The organism is Brevundimonas sp. (genome assembly GCF_030704825.1).
In the GTDB taxonomy this organism is placed as follows: Bacteria; Pseudomonadota; Alphaproteobacteria; order Caulobacterales; family Caulobacteraceae; genus Brevundimonas.
The window spans coordinates 1-26,892 of the sequence record NZ_JAUYNX010000015.1; the positions used below are offsets into that span (position 1 = coordinate 1).

General features: G+C 69.0%; 26 protein-coding genes. 8 read left to right on the forward strand and 18 right to left on the reverse strand.

All coding sequences use genetic code 11. The annotated features are described in order from the left end of the window. Window positions 1-382: 382 nt before the first annotated feature. The 10 genes from recF to mutM all read right to left on the reverse strand — a co-directional run bounded on the left by recF (window position 383) and on the right by mutM (window position 8,909). Window positions 383-1,513, reverse strand: coding sequence for a DNA replication/repair protein RecF (gene recF, locus Q8Q71_RS07825; protein ID WP_305759023.1), 1,131 nt, complete (start codon window positions 1,511-1,513; stop codon window positions 383-385). A gap of 53 nt (window positions 1,514-1,566) precedes the next feature. After that, a complete protein-coding gene (locus tag Q8Q71_RS07830; RefSeq protein ID WP_305759024.1) occupies window positions 1,567-2,064 on the reverse strand; it encodes an STM3941 family protein in 498 nt (165 codons plus the stop codon). Between the two features lie 3 nt (window positions 2,065-2,067). Continuing rightward, complete coding sequence (dnaN, locus tag Q8Q71_RS07835) at window positions 2,068-3,186, reverse strand: DNA polymerase III subunit beta (RefSeq protein WP_305759207.1); 1,119 nt, start codon at window positions 3,184-3,186, stop codon at window positions 2,068-2,070. Window positions 3,187-3,383: 197 nt separating this feature from the next. After that, entirely contained in the window at window positions 3,384-4,853 is a 1,470-nt protein-coding gene (gene dnaA / locus Q8Q71_RS07840) for a chromosomal replication initiator protein DnaA (RefSeq protein ID WP_371315942.1), read from the reverse strand. A gap of 418 nt (window positions 4,854-5,271) precedes the next feature. Continuing rightward, a complete protein-coding gene (gene rpsT / locus Q8Q71_RS07845; RefSeq protein ID WP_305759026.1) occupies window positions 5,272-5,541 on the reverse strand; it encodes a 30S ribosomal protein S20 in 270 nt (89 codons plus the stop codon). A 106-nt stretch (window positions 5,542-5,647) separates the two neighbouring features. Continuing rightward, window positions 5,648-6,436 (reverse strand): enoyl-CoA hydratase-related protein, encoded by a 789-nt coding sequence (locus Q8Q71_RS07850; RefSeq protein ID WP_305759027.1) that lies wholly within the window; start codon window positions 6,434-6,436, stop codon window positions 5,648-5,650. A 55-nt stretch (window positions 6,437-6,491) separates the two neighbouring features. Continuing rightward, entirely contained in the window at window positions 6,492-6,941 is a 450-nt protein-coding gene (locus Q8Q71_RS07855) for a hypothetical protein (protein ID WP_305759028.1), read from the reverse strand. Further along, complete coding sequence (locus Q8Q71_RS07860) at window positions 6,938-7,492, reverse strand: DUF1697 domain-containing protein (protein ID WP_305759029.1); 555 nt, start codon at window positions 7,490-7,492, stop codon at window positions 6,938-6,940. The genes Q8Q71_RS07855 and Q8Q71_RS07860 overlap by 4 nt, the downstream gene beginning before the upstream one ends. Next, window positions 7,489-8,043 (reverse strand): DUF1697 domain-containing protein, encoded by a 555-nt coding sequence (locus Q8Q71_RS07865; protein ID WP_305759030.1) that lies wholly within the window; start codon window positions 8,041-8,043, stop codon window positions 7,489-7,491. The genes Q8Q71_RS07860 and Q8Q71_RS07865 overlap by 4 nt, the downstream gene beginning before the upstream one ends. 2 nt (window positions 8,044-8,045) lie before the next feature. Then, a complete protein-coding gene (mutM, locus tag Q8Q71_RS07870) occupies window positions 8,046-8,909 on the reverse strand; it encodes a bifunctional DNA-formamidopyrimidine glycosylase/DNA-(apurinic or apyrimidinic site) lyase (protein WP_305759031.1) in 864 nt (287 codons plus the stop codon). A gap of 235 nt (window positions 8,910-9,144) precedes the next feature. On the opposite strand from mutM, the gene Q8Q71_RS07875 reads away from it, so the two are divergent. The 4 genes from Q8Q71_RS07875 (at window position 9,145) to Q8Q71_RS07890 (ending at window position 15,444) form a co-directional block, all read left to right on the forward strand. Continuing rightward, on the forward strand, window positions 9,145-11,202 hold the full coding sequence (locus Q8Q71_RS07875) for an OPT family oligopeptide transporter (protein ID WP_305759032.1): 2,058 nt from the start codon (window positions 9,145-9,147) through the stop codon (window positions 11,200-11,202). Between the two features lie 30 nt (window positions 11,203-11,232). Further along, a complete protein-coding gene (locus Q8Q71_RS07880) occupies window positions 11,233-12,723 on the forward strand; it encodes a hypothetical protein (protein ID WP_305759033.1) in 1,491 nt (496 codons plus the stop codon). A 154-nt stretch (window positions 12,724-12,877) separates the two neighbouring features. Continuing rightward, window positions 12,878-14,710, forward strand: coding sequence for a translational GTPase TypA (gene typA, locus Q8Q71_RS07885; RefSeq protein WP_305759034.1), 1,833 nt, complete (start codon window positions 12,878-12,880; stop codon window positions 14,708-14,710). A 179-nt stretch (window positions 14,711-14,889) separates the two neighbouring features. After that, window positions 14,890-15,444 carry a superoxide dismutase gene (locus tag Q8Q71_RS07890; RefSeq protein WP_305759035.1) on the forward strand — a complete coding sequence of 185 codons (555 nt, stop codon included), beginning with the start codon at window positions 14,890-14,892 and terminating at the stop codon, window positions 15,442-15,444. Between the two features lie 81 nt (window positions 15,445-15,525). Here the strand turns inward: Q8Q71_RS07890 and Q8Q71_RS07895 are convergent, their stop codons facing one another. Further along, window positions 15,526-15,780: a GlsB/YeaQ/YmgE family stress response membrane protein gene (locus Q8Q71_RS07895; RefSeq protein ID WP_305759036.1), complete on the reverse strand. Its 255-nt coding sequence runs from the start codon at window positions 15,778-15,780 to the stop codon at window positions 15,526-15,528. A 185-nt stretch (window positions 15,781-15,965) separates the two neighbouring features. Here Q8Q71_RS07895 and Q8Q71_RS07900 point away from each other — a divergent pair, with 185 nt between their 5' ends. After that, complete coding sequence (locus Q8Q71_RS07900; RefSeq protein ID WP_292063345.1) at window positions 15,966-16,343, forward strand: helix-turn-helix domain-containing protein; 378 nt, start codon at window positions 15,966-15,968, stop codon at window positions 16,341-16,343. Between the two features lie 126 nt (window positions 16,344-16,469). Next, a complete protein-coding gene (hisN, locus tag Q8Q71_RS07905; RefSeq protein WP_305759037.1) occupies window positions 16,470-17,255 on the forward strand; it encodes a histidinol-phosphatase in 786 nt (261 codons plus the stop codon). A gap of 19 nt (window positions 17,256-17,274) precedes the next feature. Here hisN and Q8Q71_RS07910 read toward each other — a convergent pair whose 3' ends face one another. The 3 genes from Q8Q71_RS07910 to Q8Q71_RS07920 all read right to left on the reverse strand — a co-directional run bounded on the left by Q8Q71_RS07910 (window position 17,275) and on the right by Q8Q71_RS07920 (window position 20,166). Beyond that, window positions 17,275-18,315: an alpha/beta hydrolase gene (locus Q8Q71_RS07910; RefSeq protein ID WP_305759038.1), complete on the reverse strand. Its 1,041-nt coding sequence runs from the start codon at window positions 18,313-18,315 to the stop codon at window positions 17,275-17,277. After that, window positions 18,312-19,232: a class I SAM-dependent methyltransferase gene (locus tag Q8Q71_RS07915; RefSeq protein WP_305759039.1), complete on the reverse strand. Its 921-nt coding sequence runs from the start codon at window positions 19,230-19,232 to the stop codon at window positions 18,312-18,314. Before Q8Q71_RS07915 ends, Q8Q71_RS07910 begins: the two co-directional genes overlap by 4 nt. Before the next feature lie 106 nt (window positions 19,233-19,338). Next, the gene (locus Q8Q71_RS07920) at window positions 19,339-20,166 is read right to left on the reverse strand and encodes a class I SAM-dependent methyltransferase (RefSeq protein WP_305759040.1); all 828 of its coding nucleotides are present in this window, start codon (window positions 20,164-20,166) and stop codon (window positions 19,339-19,341) included. Between the two features lie 265 nt (window positions 20,167-20,431). On the opposite strand from Q8Q71_RS07920, the gene Q8Q71_RS07925 reads away from it, so the two are divergent. Next, on the forward strand, window positions 20,432-20,911 hold the full coding sequence (locus Q8Q71_RS07925; RefSeq protein ID WP_305759041.1) for an Hsp20 family protein: 480 nt from the start codon (window positions 20,432-20,434) through the stop codon (window positions 20,909-20,911). Between the two features lie 62 nt (window positions 20,912-20,973). Here the strand turns inward: Q8Q71_RS07925 and Q8Q71_RS07930 are convergent, their stop codons facing one another. The 4 genes from Q8Q71_RS07930 to gpmA all read right to left on the reverse strand — a co-directional run bounded on the left by Q8Q71_RS07930 (window position 20,974) and on the right by gpmA (window position 24,974). Then, window positions 20,974-22,209: a pentapeptide repeat-containing protein gene (locus Q8Q71_RS07930; protein WP_305759042.1), complete on the reverse strand. Its 1,236-nt coding sequence runs from the start codon at window positions 22,207-22,209 to the stop codon at window positions 20,974-20,976. Further along, window positions 22,206-23,480, reverse strand: a complete 1,275-nt coding sequence (locus tag Q8Q71_RS07935; RefSeq protein WP_305759043.1) for a pentapeptide repeat-containing protein — start codon at window positions 23,478-23,480, stop codon at window positions 22,206-22,208. The genes Q8Q71_RS07930 and Q8Q71_RS07935 overlap by 4 nt, the downstream gene beginning before the upstream one ends. 133 nt (window positions 23,481-23,613) lie before the next feature. Then, the gene (gene ribD / locus Q8Q71_RS07940; RefSeq protein ID WP_305759044.1) at window positions 23,614-24,252 is read right to left on the reverse strand and encodes a bifunctional diaminohydroxyphosphoribosylaminopyrimidine deaminase/5-amino-6-(5-phosphoribosylamino)uracil reductase RibD; all 639 of its coding nucleotides are present in this window, start codon (window positions 24,250-24,252) and stop codon (window positions 23,614-23,616) included. Then, window positions 24,249-24,974 carry a 2,3-diphosphoglycerate-dependent phosphoglycerate mutase gene (gpmA, locus tag Q8Q71_RS07945; RefSeq protein WP_305759045.1) on the reverse strand — a complete coding sequence of 242 codons (726 nt, stop codon included), beginning with the start codon at window positions 24,972-24,974 and terminating at the stop codon, window positions 24,249-24,251. Before gpmA ends, ribD begins: the two co-directional genes overlap by 4 nt. Window positions 24,975-25,133: 159 nt before the next feature. Here gpmA and Q8Q71_RS07950 point away from each other — a divergent pair, with 159 nt between their 5' ends. After that, window positions 25,134-26,633, forward strand: a complete 1,500-nt coding sequence (locus Q8Q71_RS07950) for a phosphomannomutase/phosphoglucomutase (RefSeq protein WP_305759046.1) — start codon at window positions 25,134-25,136, stop codon at window positions 26,631-26,633. The last annotated feature ends 259 nt before the right edge of the window (window positions 26,634-26,892 follow it).

Here is a 26,892-nt window from a genome sequence, read left to right on the forward strand (position 1 = left end):
CCGTTTCGGCGAAAGACGAACGCTCCGCGCGGCGGGTTTTCCGGAAGCTTGCGTCCGGTGGCGGTCTTATCGCCTTACCGCAGCGCCTCCGGCGGGCAGGCTGTCCCGGCGGAACAGTCCTGGAACGGTCCGAGTATCCCCTCGACCCTGGCTGAAGGCTTTGACAGCCCCCACCCCGCTCCCTCCGCTCCCGCCGCCGCTTCGGTTCGCCGGCCGAGCGAGCCTCCCTTGCGACGGGACCCGCAGAGTCTCGCACGGGCCCCACATGCGGCGCGCAAATGACGCTGCAATTCTTTATTTCCGTGGAAAAACAATGGGCGGATCGCAGAAATTGCTGTGTCTGAAAATGAAATTGTAACAGGGGTTTCCCCTCGCCCCTGCCCTACTCCACCGTCAGCCCACCACCCTCCACCCGCACGAACTGGGCGCGGCCGTGCAGGGGCGCGAACAGGTCCGCCTCGGTGCCGGTCAGGAAGGCCTGGAGGCCGAGGGCCTCTATCTCGTCGAACAGGGCGGCGCGGCGGGCCGTGTCGAGATGGGCGGGGGCTTCGTCGAGCAGGAGGACCGGCGGCGCGGGCTGGTCCGCGAGGCGGGCGACCTGGGCGAGGATCAGATTGAGCACCAACGCCTTCTGTTCGCCCGAGGAGCCCTCGGCGGCGGGGCGGTTCTTGGCGCGGTGCAGGGCGGTCAGGTCGGAGCGGTGGGGGCCGAACAGCGAGCGGCCGGCGGCGGCGTCGCGGGCGCGGGAGCGGGCCAGACCCTCGCGGAGGGCGGCGGCGATGGCCTCGGGGCCGGCGCCGGCTGTGGCCATGGCTTCGGCCTCGCCGGTCAGGCCGAGGTCGGCCTGGGGGAAAGGGCGGTCGTTGCGGGCGTCGATGGCGGCCTGGAGCGTGGTCAGGGCGGCGGCGCGGGCCATGGCGGCCTCGGCTCCGGTCTCGCCCAGCCGGATCTCCAGGGCGTCGAGCCAGAGGGGGTCGGCGGCGCGCCCCTCGGCCCCTTCGGTCAGAAGGCGCAACCGCTCGCGCAGGGCCTTTTCATAGGCCGAAACGGCGGCGGCGTGGGCGGGGTCGGAGGCGAAGACCAGCCGGTCGAGGAATTTCAGCCGCGCGGCGCGGGCGTCGGAGAACAGCCGGTCCTGTTCGGGCGTGGCCCAGACCGGGCGCAGGTGGTCGAGCAGCCGGCCGGGCTGGGCCGTCTCGCCGTCGATGCGAACAATACGCCGGGCGGCGCCCGGGGACTGGACGCCGGTGCCGAGCTTCGTTTCCTCATCCCCGTCGGTGAGCACGGCGGCCACGGCCCAGGCCCGGCCGGTCGCCTCGCCCGGTTCGCGCCGGCCCATCTCGGGCGCGGTCGCGCCGCGCAGGCCGCGCCCGGGGGTGAAGAGGCTGAGGGCCTCGAGCAGATTGGTCTTGCCCGCGCCGTTGGGTCCGTGGAGCACGACGGCCCCCGCCGCGATGGGCAGGGTGGCGCTCGCATAGGAGCGGAAGTCGGTGAGGGTGAGTGCGGTGATCAAGAGAGCGGTCTTAGCGATCACGGTCTTCGGAGGCTATCGCCGTGACCGTTCGGTCAGCCACTCTCGGTATGCCGACGTCGCCAAGCTTCAAGCAGTTCGCACACCTCTTCCGGCGCGCGATCCAGATAGGCCGGAACTTGTCCGTCAGCGCCTGTCAAAGACGTATTGAGCGCCGCCATACCGCGCCGGACCCCTGAAGCCCCCGGTTTCATGTCGTAGGAGACCAGGTCGATACCTTTGACGGTGACGATGAAGAACCGTTCAATGTCTTTCCATGGCACGACGGGCTTTGATCTGGGTCCCCCAACCTCAAAGCCTTCCGGCTTCAGGATCAGCTCAACCGGACGGGAGCGCGACCGGAAGCTGTTAATGCCGACCCACCCGAAAAATGCGATAGCGGCCAAGCCTGCAAAACGAACAAACTCTGGCGAATACCGGGAGGATTCCGGATTGATGACCAGCCAAGCACCAATGGCCACGAACGCGACTGATCCGGGCAGCACCCACTTCGTCTTCGATGCGTCCTGACGCAGGATTAGCGTCTCAGCCAAGCGCTACACCCGCAGCGGCATCAGCACGTACTGCACGCCCGGATCGCCCGGATCGAGGACCAGCGTCGGGCTGGCCGGGTCGGCGAATTTGAAGTGGGCGGTCTCGCCGGTGATCTGGCCGGCGACGTCGAGCAGGTAGCGGGCGTTGAAGCCGATCTCGAAGGGCTCTTCGGAATAGCCGATCTCGACCTCCTCGACCCCCTGCCCGGCCTCCATGTTGCGCACCGTCAGGGTGACGCGGTCGAGGTCGAAGGCCAGCTTCACCGAGCGGCTCTTCTCGGCCGAGATGGTGGCGACGCGGTCGACGGCCTGGGCGAACAGGGCGTTGTCGATGTCGGCCTGTTTGTCGTTCCCCTTGGGGATGACGCGCATGTAGTCGGGGAAGGCGCCGTCGATGACCTTGGAGGTCAGGCTGGCCTGGCCGAATTCGAAGCGGATCTTCTGCGGCGAGACCATGACCTCGACCGGGCCGGAGCCGTCGTCGAGCAGGCGGCGGACCTGGTCGATGGTCTTGCGCGGGACGATGACGCCGGGACCGCCGGCGGCCCCCTCGGGGGCCGGGGTCTCGGCCAGGGCCAGGCGGTGGCCGTCGGTGGCCACGGCGCGCAGCAGGGGAATGCCGGCCTCGGCCACGGTGTGGAGATACAGGCCGTTCAGATAGTAGCGGGTCTCCTCGGTCGAGACGGCGAAGCGGGTCTTGTCGATCAGCCGGGCCAGGTCTTCCTTGGGCAGGGTGAAGCGGGCGCCCGAGGTGTCGGTCGACATGACCGGGAAGTCGCCGGCCGGCAGGACCGGCAGGTTGAATTTGGAGCGGCCGGCCTGGACCACCAGACGGGGGTCGTCGCCATTGTAGCTGAGCGAGACCTCGGCGCCGTCGGGCAGTTTGCGCACGATTTCGTAGAGGGTGTGGGCGGGGGCGGTGATCTGGCCCTCGACGTTCACCTGGGCCTCGGCCTCGTCGACCATCTCCATGTCGAGGTCGGTGGCGGCGAAGCTGAGCTTGTCGCGTCCGGCGCTGAGCAGGACGTTGGACAGGATCGGAATGGTGTTGCGGCGCTCGACGACGCTCTGCACGTGGCCGAGGGCCTTGAGGAGGGCGGATCGTTCGATGGTCAGCTGCATGTCGTCTCGGCCCAGGGTGCGGCGACTCACAAGCGCCACAGCGAATAGAGGGCCTTGGACACTAGCGGATTGGCGGGCGGGGGCAAGGAAGGGGGTAGGGCTTAGGGCTTGGGTCTCAGGAAGAGCGGCAGGCGCATGGGGATAATCGTGTGGATCAGGTCCAATCCCCCGCCGCCCCAAGCCCTAAGCCCTACTCACTAACCCCGGAGCTTCCGCGTCAGCGTCTCGACATCGCGGGCGATCTGGTCGTCCAGCGCCATCAGCTCCTCGATCTTGCGCACGCCGTGCAGGACGGTGGTGTGGTCGCGCCCGCCGAAGCGGCGGCCGATGTCGGGGTAGGAGCGGGTCGTGTGCTGCTTGCACAGCCACATGGCGATCTGGCGCGGACGGGCGACGGCGCGGGTGCGGCGCTCGGAGAGCAGGTCGGCCTGTTTGAGGCTGAAGTGGTCGGCGACGGTCTTCTGGATCTCGTCGACGGTGATGCGGCGCTCGGGCCCGCCGCGCAGGGCCGAGCCGAGCAGGGCCTGGGTCTCGTCGACGCTGAGCGACGACAGGCGGGCGCCGGCGACGGCGGCCAGGGTGTTCACGGCGCCTTCCAGTTCGCGCATCGAGCCCGGCGTGCGGTCGACCAGATGCTCCAGCACCTCGGGCATGGCCTCGCCGGAGACGACGCCGAGGCGGGCCAGGGTCTCGATGCGGTTGCGGGCCACGGCCAGCTTCAGGGCGCGGTCGGCGGGCTCGACCGGGCAGGTCAGGCCCGAGGCCAGGTGGCTGCGCAGCCGCGGCTCGACCTCGCTCAGGGCCATGGGCGGGCGGTCGGCCGAGAGGACGATCTTCTTGCCGTCCTCGATCAGGGCCGTCAGCGTCGAGAGCAGCTCCTCCTGGGTCGAGGTCTTGCCGCCGACGAACTGGACGTCGTCGATCAGCAACATGTCGGCCGAGCGCAGGCTGTCCTTGAAGGCGGCGGTCGAGCGGTCCTGCATGGCGCGGACGAAGGTCGACAGGAAGCGTTCGGCGGTCAGATAGACCACCCTCGCGTCCGGTCGGAGCCGCTGGGCCTCCCAGGCGATGGCGTTGAGCAGGTGGGTCTTGCCGTAGCCGTAGGGGCCGCAGAAGAAGATCGGGTTGAAATGGCCGTCGGCCCAGGCGGCGGCCTGGCGGGCGATGGCCAGGGCGAAGGCGTTGCCCTGGCCTTCCACGAAGCTGTCGAAGGTCAGCCGCTCCTGCAGGCCGGCGGCGCGCACGGCGCGGGCGCCGTCGGCGACCGGGCCGACGGTGGCCATCGGAATGGGCTGGACGAGCGGCGTGACCGTCGCGCCCTCGGCCCGGCCGGCGGCGACCTGGGAGGCGGGGGCGACGGAGCCCATCTCGGCGCGGCAACGCACGTCGAGGCGGCGCGACAGGCCGTCGAGGCCCAGCCACAGCTCGTTCATGCGCCGCAGGGCGTTCTTGCGCACCCAGTCACGGGCATAGGCGGTCGGGGTGACGAGGATCAGTTGGCCGGCGCCGTCGGCGCGCACCGCGGAAGGGGCGATGTAGGAACTGAACGGTCCCTCGCCGATCTCGCTGCGCAGGCGGCCGGCCGCCTCGGTCCAGATGCGATCCGGATCCGTCATCCCCGCCATACGCGCGCTCCCCGTCATCACAAGCCACCCTTGAAAACCCATCACGTGACGCGCTTCGGAGATGCCTGGAACCGGGACGACTTCTCCTGTCCCGCGTGGCTGGAGAGCCGCGCGGGCGGGGTCGTACTCTTGAACAGGCGTCTCACGCCGACACGAAAACAGGTTCCGCGCCGTCTTCATCCGTGTGGGGATGGAAGTGCGTCAGCGCCCCAAACTTACGCCCGGCGAGGGGGGCGTCAACGCTGATTCGCGACTCGATTTGCAGTTAAAATTGTTGACTCCGCTAAAGCCAAACACAGTCAATGAAAAACCGCATTTCGCCACAGAAGCGAGCGCAGATCGCCGTGACAGCGGTTACCGGCGCACGTGCAAACGGCGAGGGAGCCTGCGCGCCCTCGCCGTTGGAATCGCTTGGATTTACCATGACAGCCCTGTGAAAGGCCGTCCGGGACCCGAAAAATCAGGCGGCCGACATCTTCTTCAATTGGGCGGCCAGGCGGCCCACTTTTCGCGAACCGGTGTTCTTGTGAACCACGCCCTTGGAGACGGCGCGCATCAGCTCGGACTGGGCCTCGACGAAGGCGGTCCTGGCCGCGCCGGCGTCGCCGCCCGTGACGGCTTCCTGGAACTTGCGCAGGAAGGTGCGGACGCGCGTGCGGCGCGCCTTGTTCACTTCGGTGCGGGCGGCGATCTTGCGGATCGCTTTCTTGGCGCCGGGATTGTTGGCCATCAGTCAAACCTTACGAACGGAAACGCCGCGGAGCAGGGTCCACGGCGGGGAAATCTCGAAGAGCGCGCGGCTATAGCGGAAAGGGCCGGGCGGTTCAAGGCGAGTCTCATCGCCCCGTGAACACGGGCTTCCGCTTCCCGACGAAGGCCGCCATCCCCTCCTTCTGGTCCTCGAAGGCGAAGAGGCTGTGGAACAGGCGGCGTTCGAACTGGACGCCCTGGGTCAGGGTGGTCTCGAGCGCGGCGTTGACCATCTCCTTGTTGGCCATGACGGCCAGCGGGCTTTGCGAGGCGATCCTCGCGGCGATCTTGCGGACCTCGTCCAGCAGGGTCTCGTGCGGGACGACGCGCGAGGCCAGACCCGCGCGCTCGGCCTCGGCCGCGTCCATCATCCGGGCGGTCAGGACCATGTCCATGGCCTTGGACTTGCCGACCAGACGCGTCAGGCGCTGGGAGCCGCCGATGCCGGGGGCGACGCCGAGGTTGATCTCGGGCTGGCCGAATTTGGCTTTCTCGCTGGCGACGATGAAGTCGCACAGCATGGCCAGTTCGCAGCCGCCGCCCAGGGCGAAGCCGTTGACCGCGGCGATGACCGGCTTGCGGAAGCGGACGATGCGGTCGTGGCCGAGGGCGAAGAAATTGGCCTTGTACATGTCGGCGTAGGACTGGTCCGACATCTCCTTGATGTCCGCGCCGGCGGCGAAGGCCTTGTCGCCCGAGCCCGTCAGGATCAGGCAGCGCACGCCGTCGTCATGCTCGACCGCGTCGAGGAAGGCGGCCAGGTCCCTGAACAGCTGCGAGTTCAGGGCGTTCAGCGCCTCGGGCCGGTTCAGGGTGACCACCGCATAGCCGTCGGCGTGGCGTTCGATGAGCAGGGTGGAATAGCTGTCGGTCATGGGGGCGCTCCGCGTTCGGGGGACTGTCTATCCGTCCCGGCCGCGCGGCGGAAGATCAGCGCCGCGGGATCAGGGCCAGGGTGAAGGCGGCGCGGACCAGTTCGGCGATCACCACCATGGCCAGAAGGACGTTGGCGGCGATGACGGGCGCGTCAGGGGTCGTGCCGATGAGGCTCCAGCCGAACAGGGCGGGCGCGGCCAGCAGTCCCGCCAGCACCAGGATCATGGCGATCAGCAGCATCAGGGCGACGTGGCTGGCCCGCAAGGCGGCGTCCAGCGTCGGGCCGTCGTCGAGCGCGCGGGCGCGGCGGCGGAACAGCCAGGCGATCAGACCGGTGGCCGTCGCCTCCAGCGCCATGACCAGCCCCAGCGCGCCCAGGAACCAGAACGCCAGTCCGCCCGTGTCGCCGCGCCGGAGGGCCTGGACGACATGGACGAAATAGGCGCCCCAGACGACGACGCCGACGATCAGGCTGACCCAGAGGTGGGTCTTGCGATGGGTCATGCGCCGCTCCTCGTCTCTTTCAGCCCGACCATCTCCGCCAGCTTGAGGACGGTGTTCCAGTTGCGGCCGGTGCCCATGCCCAGCATGCGCGGCGCAGCCTTTTTGAAGATGGCGGACTCGCCCTGTCCGTCGGGGAACCAGAACCAGAGGACGCCGTCGGCGGCCTCGACGCGCTCGCCGCCCTCGGCGAGGGCCCGGACGGCCTCCAGCGCGCCGTCCTTGATCCCGTCCTTCATGACCATGGCCAGGACCCTGGCGGGATGGGCGGCGGCCTCCCGCGGGAAGGGATTGGCGGCGACCATTTTCGCCCACTGATCGGGCGTGCGGACCATGGCCGCGACCCTGAGGCCGAAGGTCTTCTCCATGGCGGCCTCGATCTCGTGTTCGAGGGTCTCCGTCGCCTTGCCGCTTTCGACGACCAGATTGCCGCTGGCCGCGAGGGTGCGCGGGTTCTTCAGGCCCATCGCTTCGGCCATGGCGCGCAGCTCGGCGACCGGCGCCCGGACGCCGCCGGTGTTCATGCCGCGAAACAGGATGATGCGGTAGGTCATGGAGCTTCCATCCCGTCGAGCACGGCGGTGATCTTCGTCACCGTATTCCAGTTGCGGTTGGTTCCGACGGCGCCCAGCGCCTTCAGGCCGAAGCCGGAGGGCAGTTTCGAAGCGTTCGGATCGGCGCCGCCGAACCACATATAGATGTCGCCGGTCCGGGTGCGCACCACCTCTTCCTCGGCCGATGCGCGGCGGCGCAGCTGATCGAGGCCTTGGTCGGGCAGCGGGTCGCGCATGGCCCAGACGAGGACGCGAGCGGGCGAGGTCGTGGTGCGGTCCGGAAAGGGATTGGCCTTCAGCAGGGCGCGCCATTCGGCGGCGGTCTTGACGACGATCTCGGTCGGCCTGCCGTAGAGGCGAGCGCAGGCGGCCTCGAGGTCCCGCTCCAGCGTGGCCGGGGCCTTGCGCGAGCGGAACAGGAGATTGCCGGTGGCGCCGACCGAGCGGACGTCGGTCGCCCCGGCCGCCCCGGCCAGCCCCCGCGCCTCCTCGCCCTTCACCCGGCGGCCGTCGATCACGATGCTGCGCATGAGGGCGATGCGGATCGGCATGGTCAGCGTTTCTGGCAGGACGGGCACCAGAAGGTCGAGCGGCCCGCCTGGACGAGGCGCTTGACCACGCCGGAGCAGCCGGCGCCGAGGCACGGCTTGCCCTCGCGGCCGTAGACGTCGAAGCGGTGCTGGAAATAGCCCTGGCCGCCGTCGGCGTTGGCGAAGTCCTTCAGGGTCGAGCCGCCGGCGAGGATGGCCTCGTTCAGCACGTCGCGGACCACGGCGGCGAGGGTTTCGAGGCGCGGCCTGGAGACCTTGCCCGCGGCGACCAGCGGCGAGATGCAGGCTCGATACAGGGCCTCGCAGACATAGATGTTGCCGAGGCCGGCGACGATGCGCTGGTCCAGCAGGCTGACCTTGATGTTCTGCCTCTTGCCGCCCAAGGCCTCGGCCAGATGGGCGCCCGAAAAGCCGTTGCCGAGCGGCTCGGGGCCGAGGTCGGCGAACCAGGGGTGCGCCTCGACCGCCCCCGTCGGGATCAGCCCCATGAAGCCGAAGCGGCGGGCATCGGCGAAACCGATGCGGCGGGTGGCGTCGCCCTTCGTGGCGCAGAGGCTGAGGTGTTCGTGCTTGCCGGCGACGGGCGCGGGCTCCTCGAACTCGCCCAGCGGTTCGCCGTCGAGGGTGAAGCGGCCGGTCATGCCCAGATGGCTGACCCAGGTCTCGCCGGTCGAGAGCGGCATCAGCAGATATTTGGCGCGACGGTCGATGCGCTCGACCACGGCGCCCTCCAGCCGCGCCGGGAAGCGATCCGGAAACGGGAAGCGCAGGTCGGGCCGGTTCTGGCGTACGCGGGTGAGGCGGGCGCCGGAGAGGACGGGCTCCAGTCCGCGACGGACGGTTTCGACCTCGGGGAGTTCGGGCATGAAGTCTGGATAACCCTTCTCCCCTTGCGGGAGAAGGTGGCAGCCGAAGGCTGACGGATGAGGGGTTTCGCAGGCCGGGGTGACTGGCGATTCCCGGCCGGCGCTGATGTCCCGCCGCTGGTGCGACCCCTCATCCGACCCGCTTCGCGGGCCACCTTCTCCCGCAAGGGGAGAAGGAAACTGGACCGGGCTTCCGTTTCCGGCTTACCTCCGCGCAACGAGGGAGAGGGTCGCAATGACGGACACTGCTGCAAAGGCGCCGACGGGCGTGGTCAAGCGCATCGAACTGACGCTGCGCGCGCTGTTTCTGGGCTGCATCCTGGCGGTGATCTTCACCGCCGCGAACACCTATCTGGGGCTGAAGGTCGGGCTGACCTTCGCCTCGGCCATTCCTGCGGCGGTCATCTCCATGGCCATCCTGCGGATGTTCAGGGACTCGACCATCTGGGAGAACATGACGGTCCAGACGGTGGCTTCGGTCGGCGGGGCCATGAGCTCGATCATCTTCGTCCTGCCGGGCCTGGTCATGGTCGGCTGGTGGCTGGAGTTTCCGTTCTGGGAGTCGGTGCTGATCTGCGTCTTCGGCGGCGTGCTGGGGGTGACCTTCTCCATCCCGCTGCGCCGGGCCCTCGTGGTCGAGGCCGGCCTGCCCTATCCCGAGGGCGTGGCGGCGGCCGAGGTGCTGACCGTCGGATCGCGCGGGGCCGAACAGACCGAGAGCGCGGTGCGCGAGAACGCCTCCGGCCTGTGGGTCGTCATCACCGGCGCGATCGTGTCCGCCGGCTACGCCCTGCTGGTCGCCGGGCGGGTGTTCGCGGGCGAGACGGCGCGGTTTATCAAGCTGCCGGCCGCGCTGGGCGGCGGCGCGACCGGCATCGGCTTCGGCATGCAGTTCGCCCTGCTCGGCGCGGGCCATCTGATCGGCCTGAGCGTGGGCCTGGCCCAGCTGTTCGGCCTGATCCTGGCCTGGTGCGTCGCCGTGCCGATCCTGACCTCGCCCGACACCATCGCCTGGCTGACCGCGAACGGCATTCCGTCGATCGCCACGACTTTGGAGCCGGGCGCCGGCGCCGAGGAGTTGGCCGGAACCGTCTGGAGCCGCGAGGTCCGGTTCATGGGGGCCGGCGTCATCGGCGTGGCCGCCATCTGGACCCTGATCAAACTGGCGGGGCCGCTGGTCGGCGGCCTGACCTCGGCCCTGGCCGCCAACCGCCGCCGCCGGAGCGGCGAGGTGCTGGAGCGGACCGAGCAGGACATTCCGATCAACATCGTCGCCGGCCTCTCGGTCGCCTGCCTGATCGGCATCGGCTTCATCCTGGCCTGGTTCGCCCAGGGCAATCCGACCCTCGCGGGCTCGACCGCCCTGCTGGTCGGCGGCGGCCTGATCTATGTCGTCTTCATCGGTTTCGCGGTGGCCGCCATCTGCGGCTACATGGCCGGGCTGATCGGTTCGTCGAACAGCCCGGTGTCGGGCGTGGGCATCCTGGCCGTCGTCATCGCCTCGGTGCTGATGCTGGGCGTGCTGGCCCTGGCCGGGCTGCCCGCCGATCCGTCGGTGGTGGCCTTCGCCCTGATCGTGACCGCCGTCGTCTTCGCCGTGGCCGTGATCGCCAACGACAACCTGCAGGATCTCAAGACCGGCCAGCTGGTCCAGGCCACGCCGTGGCGGCAGCAGACGGCCCTGATCGTCGGCGTCATCGCCGGCGCCATCGTCATCCCGCTGATCCTCAATCTCCTGAACAAGGCCTTCGGCTTCGAGGGCGGACCCGTCGGCATCGCCGACGCGCCGCTGGCGGCGCCCCAGGCGACGCTGATCTCGGCCCTGGCGCGCGGCGTCATCGGCGGCGACCTGCGCTGGGACCTGATCGGCCTGGGCGCGGTCATCGGCGTGATCATCATCCTGCTGGACGTGGCGCTGAACCGCGCCACCAAGGGGAAGATGAAACTGCCCCCCCTGGCCGTGGGCATCGGCTTCTACCTGCCCGCCGCCGTGACCACCATGCTGGTGGTCGGTGCGGTGTGCGGCTGGGTCTACGACAAGGCGATCAAGGGGACCCGGTTCGCCGACGTCGGCCGCCGGATGGGCGTGCTGCTGGCGTCCGGCCTGATCGTCGGCGAGAGCCTGTTCCTGGTCATGACCGCCGGGGTGATCGTCTGGACCGGCGACGACGCGCCGTTCGCCATGCTGCCGGAGGGCTCGACCTGGCCGGCGATGCTGGCGGGGCTCGGGGTGTTCGCGGCGCTAACCTTCCTCCTCTACGCCTGGGTGCGGGGCCGTTCGGCGAGGGTCTGAGCGCGACAAGGCCATGAAGGGAGCGAACGAGTGAGCCGCCACGTGGGTAGGGCCCGGCGTTTGGCGGTAGGTCGCAAGGGTATGCGTCCTTCGCATTTTTCAGTGACCAAACTCGGCGAGGAGATGGCCAAGGAGACTCCGGCGACGGCTCCCCCACACGCGCCTCAAACCTCCTGGCTTCGCCATTGGCCTTGGGAACGCATCTTCCTTTTTGCACAGGCTGTCACTTCGCTGGTCTCGGTTGCCGTTGCCTTATTTGCGATTTCCGCAACCCTGAATGTCACGAGGGCCAATGACGAAGCCGAGTCCGCAAGACATGAAGCACTTGAGGACAGGCAAAATGCCGCCATGGCGCGTGCAGAAGCCCATGCGGCCAACCGCGAAATGGCGGCGCTCGACCGAGAGCGCGACATGGCGGAAAGCCACCTTGCAATGGTGCAGGCCGATTTATCTACTCGGCTGCATGACCTTTCATTGGCGCGAAGTGATCTCGCCGAGGCCCAGCAGGAGAGCCACCGCCTGGAACTAGCGGGAGCTGTTGCGGAGCGTCAACTGGACGAAACTCGTCAAGCGAGGCAACTGGCGGAGCAAGAAATCGAGACGGCACAGCTATCGATGGCTGTCGTACGGATTTTAGAAAGCCAAAGGCTGGAGGTCGATGGCTATGACTCGTCTTATTCGCTTCTCCAAGGGAACCTTACTTCCAGTCAGGCACCTATTGATTCTCGCAGATACGAGATCTTCAACCAAGAAATAGTTGACCCGCGTTTCTGCCAGCTCCCGGGAGGAGGCACCGTTGTAGCAAGAACCTTGGCAGGCCTCCAGGACGTTCGAGAAGATCCGTTTATGCAGGCACTTTGCCAAGGACTATCCAAACCAACATTTGGCATGACGTTGGATGTCTGGGCACTGAATCAGATGGGAGTACCGGTATCTAGGCCGTACGTGTGGATGAATCATGGATCTTCATACTCGATCGGTGTGTTACCATACAGCTTAGATGGCTTGCCTTATTCGGATATACAGATACGCTCATTCTGGGGGGAGCTTGAGACTCAACTTCTAGTTGGATTTTATGATAGGACCGACTCTTTAACTACTGATCGGCCCCCGTTCTCTTCCCGTACTGTTGAGATGATAAACAATTTTCACGAGAGTTGGGGGTCGTTTTCACAACGCCTTACTTCGGACGAGTACGACCAAGCGCTCCAACGGTTGGCGGAGAATCCTTCTGCGCCATGGCAAGTTTTACAGATCGAACGACCGACAGTCCCTTCGAGTGGAGACGAGCGAGTAGACGCTCTGATGGAACGTATTATTGAGCGTGACGCCCCGCCGAGGCTACAGCCCGTACCGGAGGCCGGTGTCGACTTGATACATAGCGGGTTTCTTCCTTTCACTTCACGTTTTGACAGCGCCCTCATCTGCGCGGCAGCTTGGCATGCCGAGCTTCAGGGACTGATTGAACGCAGAGACCGGGTCACAATCTGCACCAGCGTTCTGTATTCGCGCGGTCGCTAAGCGGCACTTTTCGCGGCCTCCAGATTACTACAGTCTCTCTGGCCTTTCGTGGCTTAGGGCTGTAAGAGGCGCGCGCTCCCCGCACCGTCGCCTGAACCCAGCGGCCGCCCCAACGTTTCGCCCGGGCCGGCCGCCTTGCACGTCTGATAGTCAAATGAATCTGCGCAACGTCGCCATCATCGCCCACGTCGACCACGGCAAGACCACGCTGGTGGACCAGCTTCTGGCCCAGTCGGGCGTGTTCCGGGCCAATGAGGCCCACGCCGAACGGGCCATGGACTCCAACGACCAGGAGCGCGAGCGCGGCATCACCATCCTGGCCAAATGCACCTCCGTGCTGTGGAACGGCAAGGCGGGCGAGACCCGGATCAACATCATCGACACCCCCGGCCACGCCGACTTCGGCGGCGAGGTCGAGCGCATCCTGGGCATGGTGGACGGCTGCGTCCTGCTGGTCGACGCCGAGGAAGGCGTCATGCCGCAAACGAAATTCGTGCTGACCAAGGCGCTGAAGATGGGCCTGCGTCCGATCCTGTGCATCAACAAGGTCGACCGCGCCCATGCCGATCCGGACAAGGTCCACAACGCCGCCTTCGACCTGTTCGCCGCCATCGGCGCGACCGACGAACAGCTGGACTTCCCGCACATCTACGCCTCGGGCCGGGCCGGCTGGGCGACGCTGGACCTGAACCAGCCGAGCGACAACCTGGGCCCGCTGTTCGACCTGATCGTCGACCATGTGCCGGCGCCGAAACAGGTCGAGGCCAAGGACAAGCCGTTCCAGATCCTGAACGTGCTGATCGAGAGCGACCCCTTCCTGGGCCGTCTGCTGACCGGCCGGATCGAGAGCGGCAAGGCCGCCCCGGGCATGGCCATCAAGGCCCTGTCGCGCGACGGCAAGACCATCGAACAGGGCCGGATCACCAAGGTGCTGGCCTTCCGCGGCCTGAAGCGCCAGCCGGTGGACGAGGCCGAGGCGGGCGACATCGTCGCCATCGCCGGCATGTCCAAGGCCACGGTGGCCGACACCCTGTGCGCGCTTGAGGTCACCGAGGCGCTTCCGGCGCAACCGATCGATCCGCCGACCATCTCCATGACCGTCTCGGTCAACGACAGCCCGCTGGCCGGCCGCGAGGGCGACAAGGTCCAGTCGCGCGTGATCCGCGACCGCCTGCTGAAGGAGGCCGAGGCCAACGTCGCCATCCGCGTCACCGAGACCGGCGGCAAGGACGCCTTCGAGGTCGCCGGCCGCGGCGAACTGCAGCTGGGCGTGCTGATCGAGAACATGCGCCGCGAAGGCTTCGAGCTGTCCATCTCGCGTCCGCGCGTGGTCTATCAGATCGGCGAGAACGGCGAGCGGCTGGAGCCGATCGAGGACGTCGTCATCGACGTGGACGACGAATACACCGGCGTGGTCATCGAGAAGCTGTCGGCCCGCAAGGCCGAGCTGAAGGACATGGGCCCGTCGGGCGCCGGCAAGACGCGCCTGACGCTGAAGTCGCCGTCGCGCTCGCTGATCGGCTACCAGGGCGAGTTCCTGACCGACACGCGCGGCTCCGGCGTGCTGAACCGGGTGTTCAGCCACTATGAGCCGCACAAGGGCGCCATCGAGGGCCGTCTGAAGGGCGTGCTGGTCTCGAACGGCGACGGCGAGACCGCCGCCTTCGCCCTGTGGAACCTCGAGGAGCGCGGCGTCATGTTCGTCGGCGCCGGCGAGAAGACCTACCAGGGCATGATCATCGGCGAGAACGCGCGCTGGGACGATCTGGACGTCAACCCGATGAAGGCCAAGGCGCTGAACAACATCCGCGCCTCGGGCAAGGACGAGGCCGTGCGCCTGACGCCGCCCCGCCGGCCGTCGCTGGAACAGGCCATCGCCTATATCGAGGAGGACGAACTGGTCGAGGTGACGCCGAAGTCGATCCGGCTGCGCAAGCAGACCCTGAACCCCTCGTTCCGCAAGAAGCGGGTGCGCGAGGACGCATAGGGGCGCTCGGCGAGCGGAAATCGGCCAATCGCGGCAAGGCCAAGGTCATTTCGGGGCGCCTGAAACAAACCGTCACCTGTCGTGTTAGCCAGTCGGTGCGAGCCCTCCCCGCTCGCTTAGACAAGGCAGACATCATGCGAAAGACCGCGCTCCTCACTGGCGTCGCCGGCCTGCTCCTCATGACCGCTCCCGCGTTCGCCCAGGACGGCACGGCCCCGCAAACCCCGCCGGCCCCGGCCGAAGCGGCTCCGCCGGCCGCTGAACAACCCCGGAGTCTGACCCTCCAGCCCGGTTCCGACGTCAAGGGCTCGGACGGCACGGTGCTCGGGCAGCTGGAAGGCGCCCGCAATACGCCGACCGGCCAGGAACTGACCGTGCGCGGCGCCGACGGCCAGCTGCGCGGCGTCCCCGTCGCCGAAGGCGTGCGCCAGGAGGGAACCGGCGTCGCGGTGGGCTGGACCAGCGCCCAGTTCGCCTCGGCCCCCTCGATCAGCGATACGGCTGAAGACGTCGCCGAGCCGGCCGCGCCGCCGATGCCCGAGGAGTCGACCCCGCCGGACGCGGCGACGCCCGCGACTCCGGCGACGCCCGCCACCCCCGCCGTCCCGGCGGAACCGGGTGAATTCCCGGCCAAGCCCGCCGAACCGGCGGACCCGGCCAAGCCGGCTCAACCCGCCAGCCCGGCTCCGGGCGAGGGCGAAGAGGCCCCGCCGCCGACGGAGCCCGAGGCCTGACCGACCTGAGGCCGCAAGACCACAAGAAAAGGGCGGCTCCATCGCGGAGCCGCCCTTCGCTTTTCGGGATCGAGGCGGCGATCAGCCGCGTCGCTTCACCAGCCCCACCAGGAACAGCAGAAGCACGGCGCCGCCCACGGCCACCAGGAGGGTGATCAGGTTGAAGCCGCCGACCGGCACGCCCAGCAGGTTCGAGGCGATGAAGCCGCCGAGCAGGGCGCCGACCACGCCGACGATCAGGTTGGTCAGCAGGCCGTGGTTGCGGCCCATGATCTGTTCGGCCAGCCAGCCGGCCACGATGCCGATGACGATCCAGCCAATAATTCCCAAGCCCATTTGGTTCTCCTTCCAAGCCCAATGCTCTGTCGCGGTAAATGCGCGGCCGCGGGAACGGTTGCTAAGCTTGCGGAAGAACGGCGCTCGCCGACTCTCCCCCGTCACGCGAGCCCGGCATGGTGCTTGCCGCGTGGAGGGCGAGCCGTCCCGCTTCGGGACAGCCTGCCAAACGGGGAAAATGGGCCATGGCCACCGATATCGACCTTCACCTGGGACGCCGCCTGCGTCGCCGCCGGCGACTGCTCGGCCTGACGCAGCAGCAACTGGCCACCCAGGTCGGCATCCGCTTCCAGCAGATCCAGAAGTACGAATGCGGCGCCAACCGCATCTCGGCCGCGCGCCTGTGGCAGTTGTCCGAGGCCCTGGAATCGCCGGTCAGCTATTTCTACGACGGCCTGGAAGAAGCCATCGAACGCAAGGAGGCGGCCAACCAGGGCGGCGAGATGTTTTCCCGCAAAGAAACCCTCGACCTGATCCAGGCCTACTACCAGCTCGACGAGAAGCCGCGCCGGCGCCTGCTGGACCTGGCCAAGTCGCTGCACGCCGAGGGCGACGCCGCCTGAAGGCGGTGAGATTGGCGGGTGGCGAGTGGCGAGTGATCGCGACTGCACCCGCCATCTCGCGGCGGACGCGGCTGATTTGTGATGCGACGGTTGACTCGCCACCCGCCACTCGCCACTCGCCACTCCATGACCGAGTACGAACTGTTCGCCGTTGAACTGGCCCGCGAGGCCGCGCGCGTCTCCCTGCCGTATTTCCGCGGCGCTTGCGAGGAGACGGACAAGGGCGGTCCGGGCGCCTTCGATCCGGTCACCCAGGCCGATCGCGAGGCCGAGGCGGCGATCCGCCGGCTGATCGCGTCCCGCTATCCCGACCACGGGGTGATCGGCGAGGAGTATGGCGAGGATCGCCCGGACGCCGACCGGGTCTGGATTCTCGACCCCATCGACGGCACGCGGGCCTTCATCGCCGGCCTGCCCCTGTGGACCAATCTGATCGCCTTGCGAAGCGAAGGCCGCCCGACCGTCGGGATCATCGGCCAGCCGTATCTCGACGAAGTCTTCCTCGGCGGTCCGTCGGGCGCGCGCCTGTTGAAGGGCGGGGCGACGACGCCGTTGGCCGTCCGCCCCTGTCCGCGCCTGACCGAGGCCCTGATCGCCACCACCGACCCGGACCTGTTCACGGGCGCGGAGCTGGGAGCATGGACCCAGGTTCGCGCCGCCGCCCGGCTGGCCCGACTGGGCTGCGACGCCTACGCCTACGCCATGCTGGCGGCGGGCCGCGTCGATCTGGTGGCCGAGAGCGGGCTGAAGGTCTGGGACTGGTCGGCCCTGGTTCCCGTCATCGAGGCGGCGGGCGGCGCGGTCAGCAACTGGCGCGGCGAGGCGCCGGACGGAAGCGGACAGATCCTGGCCGTGGGGGATGTCGGCATCCGGGACCAGGCCCTGGTCACCCTGAGAAGAGCGGCGATCTAAAATCCGCTCATTCTATGGTTCAGGCCGCCTCGGTCGGTTCGCCGGCGGGCTCCGGAGCCGGGATCGGCGACAGGTCCTCGACCGGCGAGACATAGGCCCCCATGGCGTCGAACTCCTCGAGGAAGACCGCGCGCTTGTCGTCGGTCTCCATGATGATCTCGTGCTTCGCGTCCGGGATCTCGACGTAGCGGCCCCGGCCGAGGCGTTTGGCGGCCCATTTGTTGGTCTGTTTCCAGACCCGGTCGTCGTCGCCCGCCTGAACGATGGCGACGGGGATCCGCACGGCCTTGAGCGCCCGGGGCTTCAGCGACCGCTCGCCGGCGTCGAGACCGAAGGCCAGCCAGCCCCAGGTCGGTCCGCCGACGGCCAGATGAGGGCAGGCGTACAGCTGTTGCCGCCATTGCTCGTAGCGGCTTTCGTCGGACGTCAGGGCGTCCTTTTCGAAGGTGTGGTCGAACGGATCGTCCGGATCGTCCAGAACATAGTCGCCGGCCTTGCCGTGGCGCAGGTTCCAGCGCACCGCGAGCTTGACCGACCACATCGACCGCTTGCCGGTCTTTATGCGCAGCATGGGACTGGTCAGAAGGGCGCCGGAGAAGCGGCTCTCGCCCCCCTGCAGGGTCATCAGGTTCAGCGTGGCGCCCATGGAATGACCGACCATGACCCAGGGCTTGGGCGCGCGACCTTCAAAGGCTTCGAGCAGACGGCCGTAGTCGTCGAGGAATTCCTCGACCGCCCGGGCGTGGCCCTTCAGCCGGTCCGGCAGCAGACGGGCGGACAGGCCCTGGCCGCGCCAGTCGTGGGCCAGGACGCACCAGCCGCGGGCGAGGAAATTGCCGATGACCTCATAGTATTTCTCGATCGGCTCGGTCCGGCCGGGACTGACCACCACGGTGCCGCGCGGCTTCCGCGCCACCAGGGCCGAGGGCGTCCAGAAGGCGGCGCGCAGGCGCAGGCCGCCCGCGCCGCGGAACCATTCGCCCACGCCTCCCGGAGGCGCGGACGCGCCCGGGACCCCCATCAGGGGCGCGTTGGCGGCATAGGCGACGGCTCGGTTCACTCTGGCTTCCTGAATCTCAGGGTCATGCGATCACTCTCCCCGATCGCGTCATACTTCGAGCGATCGAAGGTCGGGTTGGGCGGCGAACCGCGGGGCGCGGTCAGACTCATCGGCGGCAAGGTTTCCACGCCGAACGGATGATCCTTGGTATCCCTTTCATTCGCGTTGATTTCCGAAGCGGCGACGAAAGCGAACCCCGCTTCGGCCGCCAGCTGCTTCACGAACGCTTCCTGGACGTATCCGTTCGCCGCCGCCGGGTCCTGGTCCTCCTCGGGTCCGAGCCGGTGCTGCTCGATTCCCAGCACGCCGCCGGGGCGGAGAGCCGCCCAGGCGTCGGCGAAGGCCTTTTCGGCGATGCCCGCCGCCATCCACGCATGGATGTTGCGCATGAACAGGACCATGTCGGCCGTGCCGGCGGCGGTCACCGGGCCTGACGTCGGCCCGAAGGCGCTGAGTTCGATCTCGCCGTACAGGCGGCGATCGTTGGTGAACCGCTGCTGGAAAGCCGCCATCAGCTGGACCTGCGAAGGGTCAGCCCCGGGCCCGGTCTGAAAGCCCGCCGCGACGTATTTGCCGGCGCCCTCGGCCAGATAGGGGGCGAGAATCTCGGTCCACCAGCCGCTGCCGGGCCAGAACTCCACCACCGTCATTCGCGGCTGCAGGCCGAAGAAGCGCAGGGTCTCCATCGGATGGCGGGCGGCGTCCCTCGCCTTGTGCTGGGCCCGCCAGGGTCCGGCCACCGCCCATTCCAGCGATCCCTTGGGCGGCCCGTCTGGCTCGGGCGGGGGTTCGGCGGTCTGTTCGCGACCGCAGGCTCCGAGGCCGCCCAGCGCGCCGGTCAGCGTCAGGCCGGCGATGCCGGACACCAGGTCCCGGCGCGACAGCGACGGCCGCCAGCCCTGTCTCGATTCAGCCATTCAGATCCCCTCGAGGACGGCCCTGCACGCTTTGGGCCAGCCCCGGCCGGCAGGGCTTAACCCTGTTCCCCGGCCCGGTCAAAACGGTTCCCGGCATCGGCGGACGTCAGTCCGGCTTGCGGAAACGCAGGGTCATGCGGTCGCTCTCGCCGATCGCGTCATACTCGGCCCGTTCGGCCTCGGTCAGCGGCGTGGGCCGGTCATATGTGTTGCCCTCGCGCGGGGCGCTGGTGCGCACGGGCGGCAGGGTCCAGACGCCGTACGGATGGTCGTGATCGTCCTTCGGATTGGCGTTCAGTTCGCTGCGGGCCTCAAGCACGAAGCCCGCGGCCTGGGCGGCGTGGATGACGTAGCTTTCCGAGACATAGCCGTAGGGGGCCGTGGCGTCGGCGTTCAGGCCCTCGGCGCCGCGATGCTGTTCGACGGCGAGGACCCCGCCCGGCCTCAGCGCCTTGAAGAAGGCGGCCATGTAGGGGGCGGTGCGGCCGTTGCGGTGCCAGTTGTGGAAGGCGCGGGCGACCACGACCATGTCGGCGGTCCCGTCCTCGACGCCCATGCCCTCCAGCGGGCGATTGACGGCGACATAGGTCCCGCCGGTGGCCTCGGCGTAGGGCCGCAGGATGGCGCTCCACCACCCGCCGCGGCCCGGCTCGATCTCGACGACGGTAGACCCCGGCGTCAGGCCCCAGAAGGTCAGGGTCTCGAATGGGTGGCGGTGGACGTCGCGGGCCACGTCGGCGGCGGGGCGGGCGTCGGAACCGACCGCCGCCTGCAACGCCGCGTCCTCCTGCAGCACCGGCGGCGTCATGGCGGCGCGACGGACGGTGCGCTGGGCGGCCGTCTCGTTCAGGGCCGGCAACGTCGGCAGGGTCTGGGCCGCGGCGATCGCGGGCAGGGCGAGGGCGGCGGTCACGGCGAGGGCGAGCAGACGCATGGGGGGACTCCACAAGGGATCGCGGGAATGCGGGCGAACCCTAAGGAGTCTGTGGACGGGGGCAAGCCTCCCGAGGGGAGGGCGACAGACGGGCGCGGCCTTGACGCCGGCCGGACACTTCCCACATCGGCATCCGAGGCCGCCGATCCCGGGGCCTCCAGACCGGACGGGGCCGAGCATCGGGCCGACCGGGCTGAACTCCCACCGCCGTCCCGGGCAAATCGCTGGGACGGTTCAACCTTGCTGATCCTCAGGAGGATGACCCATGCGTACCTATGATTTCACCCCGCTGTACCGTTCCGCCGTCGGTTTCGACCGTCTGGCCGGCCTGCTGGAAAACGCCGCGCGCACCAGCCAGGAAAACGGCTGGCCGCCCTACAATATCGAGACGACCGGCGAGAACGCCTATCGCATCGAGATCGCGGTCGCCGGCTTCAAGCCCGACGAACTGACCCTCGAGGTCAAGGAGAACCTGCTGACGGTGACCGGCCGCAAGACCGCCAACGACGATGCTGGCGCCGGGCGCACCTATCTGCATCGCGGCCTGGCCGAGCGCGACTTCGAGCGCCGGTTCCAGCTGGCCGACTATGTGGTGGTCCGGAGCGCCGATCTGGTGAACGGCCTGCTGTCCATCGATCTGGTCCGGGAGCTGCCGGAAGCCCTCAAGCCCCGCCGCATCGAGATCGGCGCCGGCGAGGCTTCGGCCAAGCCCCTGATCGAGGGCAAGAAGGCGAAGGCGGCGTAAGCGCGGCCTCCGCTGATATCCGGGAAAGGGCGGCGTTCGCGCCGCCCTTTTTCATGCCCGGATCAGGCCGCCTCGGCGCGCGCCGCCCGGCCGATGGCGCGCTGCTGATCCTCGCTCAGGCCGGTCGCGTCGATGCGGGCGCCCGAAACGTCGGCGCCGTCCAGCCGCGCCCCGTCCAGCACCGCGCCCTCCAGCCGGGCGTAGCGCAGGCTGGCCTCGACCAGGACGACCGGCATCGACCGGTCGCGTCCGATCGCCAGGGCCCCGAGGTTGGCGCCGCGGAGATCCGCCTTGTTCAGCAGGGCCCCGTTCAGGCGCGAACCCCGAAGGTCGGCGCCCCTGAGGTCGGCGCCGCGCAGGTCGGCGCCCTCGAGGCTGGCGCCCTGGAGGCCGACGCCGCGCAGGTCCATGCCCGCCAGACACGCATGCTTGCCCGAGAGGCCCGGCAGTTTCAGCCCGGCCAGCCGCCCGCCCAGCGGACGCAGATCCTCGCCGTCGAACGCGGCCGGGGCGCCGAACACGCCGCCGCTCTCGGCCCAGGCGTTGGCGTCCAGCGCCTGTTCGGTCAGGGCGTCGGCGCGGGACCGGGCGTCGGGCGTGGGGGCCCGCAGCGCGCCGGTCATGTCCGCGCGGTTGGTCGTGGCGCGCTCGACCGCCACGCCGGTGAGGATCGCCCCGGTCAGCCGGGCGCCGTCCAGATTGGCGCCTTCCACGGTCGCATCCTCCAGCATGGCGCCGGACAGGTTGGCGTCCTTGAGATTGGCGCCCTTGAGGGTCGCGCCGCGCATCGAACAGTCGGAGAAGTCCGCCTTGAACGCCGTGACGCCTTCGAAATGAATGCCGTCCAGGGTGGCGCCGGCGAAGGTCGCGCCATCGGCTATGCCCTGCCGCTTCTCGTGCTTGACGGCGGCCAGGCCCCGTGTGGCGTGGGGCACGGCGATGACGCCTTCGCGGAAGTCGGCCCGCGTCAGGTCGGCGTCCGTCAGGCTGGCCCCGCGCAGGCAGGCGCCGCGCAGGTCGGCGCGCACCAGCCGGGCGCCGGTGAAGTCCGCCCCGCGCAGGTCGCAGCAGAACAGCACGGCGCCGTTGAGACAGGCGCCGGTCAGCCTGGCGTTCTCCAGCGCGCAGCCGGTGAAGTCGGCGTCGGTCAGGTTGCGGCCGGACAGGTCCAGACCGTTCAGGTCGACGAATTTCAGCGCCAGACGCCGGCCGCCGGGGCGACCCTCGACCAGCCGCTCGTGCGCCGCGAGGAACAGATCCAGGTCACCCTGGGAAAGGGGCCGGCGGACGAAGCTCATGCCACGGCGTCCATCGGCTCGAAGCCCCGGACGCCGGCCATGACCGCGTCCGTCAGTTCGGCCTGGCGCAGGCAGGCGCCGAACAGCATGGCGCGGCTGAGGTCGGCCCCGGCGAGAACGGCGCGCTTCAGGTCCGCGCCGGACAGGTCGGCCCCGCGCAGGCAGGTTCCCGTCAGGTCGGCCGGCAACAGGCGGTCGGCCGCGATCAGCAGCGGGCCCAGCTGCGCCCCCCGCAGGTCGGCGCCGTTCAGCCGCGCCCGGGCCAGCCGGGCCCCGCGCAGGTCGGCGCCCTTCAGATTGACCGAGCGCAGGTCGGCGTCCTCGAGATGCGCGCCCTGGAGCTGCACCCCTTCCATGTCGAGGCCGTAGAAGACCGCCCCCTTGGCCGACAGGGCGGTGAGATTGTAGCCGTGGATCGACCGCAGCGCCCTGAGATCGACGCCGTCGAAGACCGAGGGACGCCCCGTGGCGCCGCCGCTCTCGCACCATTGGGCGTGTTCGGCGAGCATTTCGGCGGCGGGCATCTTGCCGACCGGAGCGCCCGTGGAGCGGTCGTCGGTCAGCGCGCCGGCCATGTTGGCTCCGTCGGTCCGCCACATGGCGCTCTTGACGCCGACGAGGATGCAGTCGCGCAGGTCCGCGCCCGACAGGTCCGCGCCCGACAGATCGGCGCCGGCCAGGTCCGCGCCGCGGAAGCTGGCCTGTTTGAGGTTCGCGCGGACCAGTTTGCAGTCCTTCATGATGGCGTCGGAGAAGTCGGCGGCCACGGCGACCACGCCGGTCAGCCTGGACCGTTCCAGATTGGCGCCCGCCAGACAGGCGCCCTGCGCCTCGGTCGCGTTGCGCGACTTGGCCTCCACCACCTTGAAGCCCAGCTTGGCGTCGGCGGCCGCGATCGTGCCTTCTCTCAGGTCGGCCTCGAACAGGTCCGCGCCGGTCAGGTCCGCGCCGCGCAGACAGGCCCCGCGCAGGTCGGCGCGGCGCAGGCTGGCCTCGACCAGCAGGCAGTCCTGCATGTCCGCGCCGAAGAAGGTGGCGTTGTCCAGCCGGGCGCCCGACAGGTCCGTCCCGATCAGGCGGCAGGCGGCGAAATCGGCGTCGGCGAGGTTGCGGCCCTTGAGCGAAAGGCCGGACAGATCGAGCCAGGCGAAGACCGCGCGGGCGCCGCCCGGCTTGGCCTGCCACAGGCGGTCGTGCCGGGCGCAGATGGCGTCCAGCTCGGATTGATCGATGCGCCTTCTGGCGACGGTTGGGGCGGCGTTTCCCGACATGGTCCCGATATGGCACGCCTCCGCTTAAGGAAGGGTGTGCGGGCATCTTGTCGCGCTAACGGCCGCGACGCGGTCGCGGCCTGCTTGAGCGCAGCCGCTCCGGCCTCAAGTAGCGCGAAGCGCGGTAGGCTCCTTAAGACGTGAGAAGCCCCTGGGCTTCGAGGGCGTCGGCCAGTTCGCCGGGGCTGACCCAGACGCGGGTATAGCCGGCCTCGCCCAGCCGTTTCAGCTCGGTGGTCAGGTCGGCCTTGGCCGAGGCCGCGAAACGGGCGTCGAAGCCGGCGCCGTCGTCGCTGACCCGAACCATCGGCCGGCCGGTCTCGACCCGGTGCAGATAGCCCTCGTAGAGGACCGCCGCCTCGGACGCGAGCAGGCCGGTCTCGACCTCCAGTCCCGCCTTGCGCAGCCGTTCGACGCCGCGTCCGGAGGCGAAGGGCGAGGGATCGACGGCGGCCACCACGACCCGGCCGACCCCCGCGTCCATCAGGAAATGGGAGCAGGAGGTGCGTCCCGACGACCGTGCGCCGCAGGGCTCCATGGTCACATAGGCGGTGGCTCCCCGCGCCTTTTCGCCGGCGGCGGGCACGGCCTGTTCCTCGGCGTGGGGGCGGCCGCCCGACGCGGTGGCGGCCTCGGAGACGACCTCGCCGTCCCTGACGATGACGCAGCCGACCGCCGGATTGGGCCAGGTCTGACCCATGCGGCCCTTGGCCAGGGCGATGGCCCGGCCCATGAAGCGGATGTCGTCGGAGGCCTGACGGGCGTCACTCATGAAGCGGCTCCCGGCAGGGGCGGAAGCTCCGTCGCCCTGCCCTCGTCCAGATACCGCGCCGCGACGGGCCGCAGGTCCGCGTCGAGGTCGATCTCGAGCGGATTGCCGGTCGGGATCTCGACGCCGACGATCCGGTCGTCGGGCACGTCGAACAGGTGTTTGACGATGGCCCGCAGCGAATTGCCGTGGGCGGCGACCAGCACGTCCTCGCCGGCTCTCAGGCGCGGTGCGATGGTTTCGTTCCAGTAGGGAAGGACGCGGTCCAGGGTGGTCTTCAGGCTCTCGGCATCGGGGATCGCCTGGCCGGCGTAGCGGGGGTCGCTGGCGAAATCCCATTCGCCGCCGGGAGCCAGCGGAGGGGGCGGCACGTCGTAGCTGCGCCGCCAGATCTTCACCTGGTCCTCGCCGTGCTTCGCAGCCGTCTCGGCCTTGTCCAGCCCGGTGAGGCCGCCGTAGTGGCGTTCGTTCAGCCGCCAGTCCTGGATCACCGGCACGTCCCTGAGACCCGCCGAGTCCAGGGCCAGGGCGCCGGTGCGCGTCGCCCGCTTCAGAACCGAGGTGAACAGGACGTCGGGCCTGAACCCCGCCTGGGCGATCAGTTCGCCGCCGCGCCGGGCCTCGGCCTCGCCCTGATCGGTCAGATCCACGTCGACCCAGCCGGTGAAGCGGTTTTCCAGGTTCCACTGGCTCTGGCCGTGGCGCAGCAGGATCAGGCGGGGCATACGGGTCTCCGGGCGTCTGGGCTTGGGTAGGCCCGGGGTCGGAACCGGTCAAGGTTCGCCCCGCCTCGCCCAACGTGGCTTCGAAAACGGCGTTCCCGCGTTGTTGTCGGCCCGGGCCTGGCTGCTATACCGGCCGCCGCTTCCCCACAGGACCCGATCATGATCAAGCCGCGCCAGGACCTTCGCCCCAATACGGCCGGGTACGAGACCACGCCGCTGGTGAAGCCGACCGGTTTCCGCGAATACGATGCGCGCTGGATCCTGGACAAGGAGATCAACCTGCTGGGCCTCCAGGCCTTGGGGCTGGGGCTGGCGACCTATGTCCACGAGATCGGCCAGAGGCCGCGCATCGTGGTCGGCCATGACTATCGATCCTATTCCCTGAGCGTGAAACAGGCCCTGACCCTGGGTCTGCTGGAAGGCGGGATGGAGGTGCTGGACATCGGCCTGGCCCTGTCTCCGACCGCCTATTTCGCCCAGTTCGCCCTCGACGCGCCCTGCGTGGCCATGGTCACCGCCAGTCACAACGAGAACGGCTGGACCGGGGTCAAGATGGGAGCCCAGCCGCCCCTCACCTTCGGCCCCGACGAGATCGGCCGCCTGAAGGACATCGTGCTGAACGGCGAGGGCGTCGCCCGCCCGGGCGGGTCCCTGACCCGGGTGGAGGGCTTCCGCGAACGCTATCTGGAAGAGGTCACCGCCGGCGTGAGGCTGAGCCGGCCGATCAAGGTCGTGGCCGCCTGCGGCAACGGCACCGCCGGCGCCTTCGCCCCCGAGGCCCTGCGCCGCATGGGCGCCGAGGTCATCGAGATGGATACGGACCTCGACTACACCTTCCCCAAATACAATCCGAACCCGGAAGACCACGCCATGCTGATGCAGATGGCCGCCCGGGTGCGCGAGACCGGGGCCGACCTGGCCCTCGGCTTCGACGGCGACGGCGACCGCTGCGGCGTGGTCGACGATACGGGCGAGGAAATCTTCGCCGACAAGATCGGCCTGATGCTGGGCCGCGACCTGTCGGCCCTGCATCCGAACGCCACCTTCGTCGTCGATGTGAAATCGACCGGCTTGTACAAGACCGACGCGGTGCTGAAGGCCAACGGGGCCGAGACCGTCTACTGGAAGACCGGCCACAGCTACATCAAGCGCAAGACCGCCGAACTGGGAGCCCTGGCCGGGTTCGAAAAGTCGGGGCATTTCTTCTTCAATGCGCCGATCGGCCGGGGCTATGACGACGGCATCGTGGCCGCCGGGGCGGTGCTGGCCATGCTGGACCGCAACCCCGGGAAAAAGCTGTCGCAGCTGAAGGCCGCCCTGCCCGACGCCTGGACCTCGATGACCATGTCGCCGCATTGCGACGACGAACTGAAATACGAGGTGCTCGAGCGGATCGTGGCCGAATACCAGGCCCTGGCCGACGCCGGCGGCTCGATCCTGGGCCGCAGGATCGTCGAGGCGATCACCGTCAACGGGGTGCGGGTGCATCTGGAGGACGGATCGTGGGTGCTGGTGCGGGCCTCGTCCAACAAGCCGGAGCTGGTGGTGGTGGTCGAGAGCATGCGCTCGGCCGACGACATGCGCGCCCTGTTCCGCGAGGAGGTGAAGCCGCGACTGGCGAAGTACGGCGAGATCGGGGCCTACAACCAGGAAATCTGAGCCGTCCCGGCGACCGGCCCGGGACATCGGGAAAATGCGAAAACCGCTACTCTGGAGACATTCGGCCCCAGCCGGCCGGGTTGAGGCCGGAGCGAGCGGGCGTTTCTGCGCGCCGGATCCTGGGCGGAGGCGGCGTATCGGGATGTCAAAGACCAGCAGCGGCGGACCTGGCGCGAACTGCAGCCTAGAAGAGCACGCGGGTACGCCATTTCCGGACGCAGGGCGCCGGATCGTCCCTCTCGTGGGGTGGAAAGGGCGG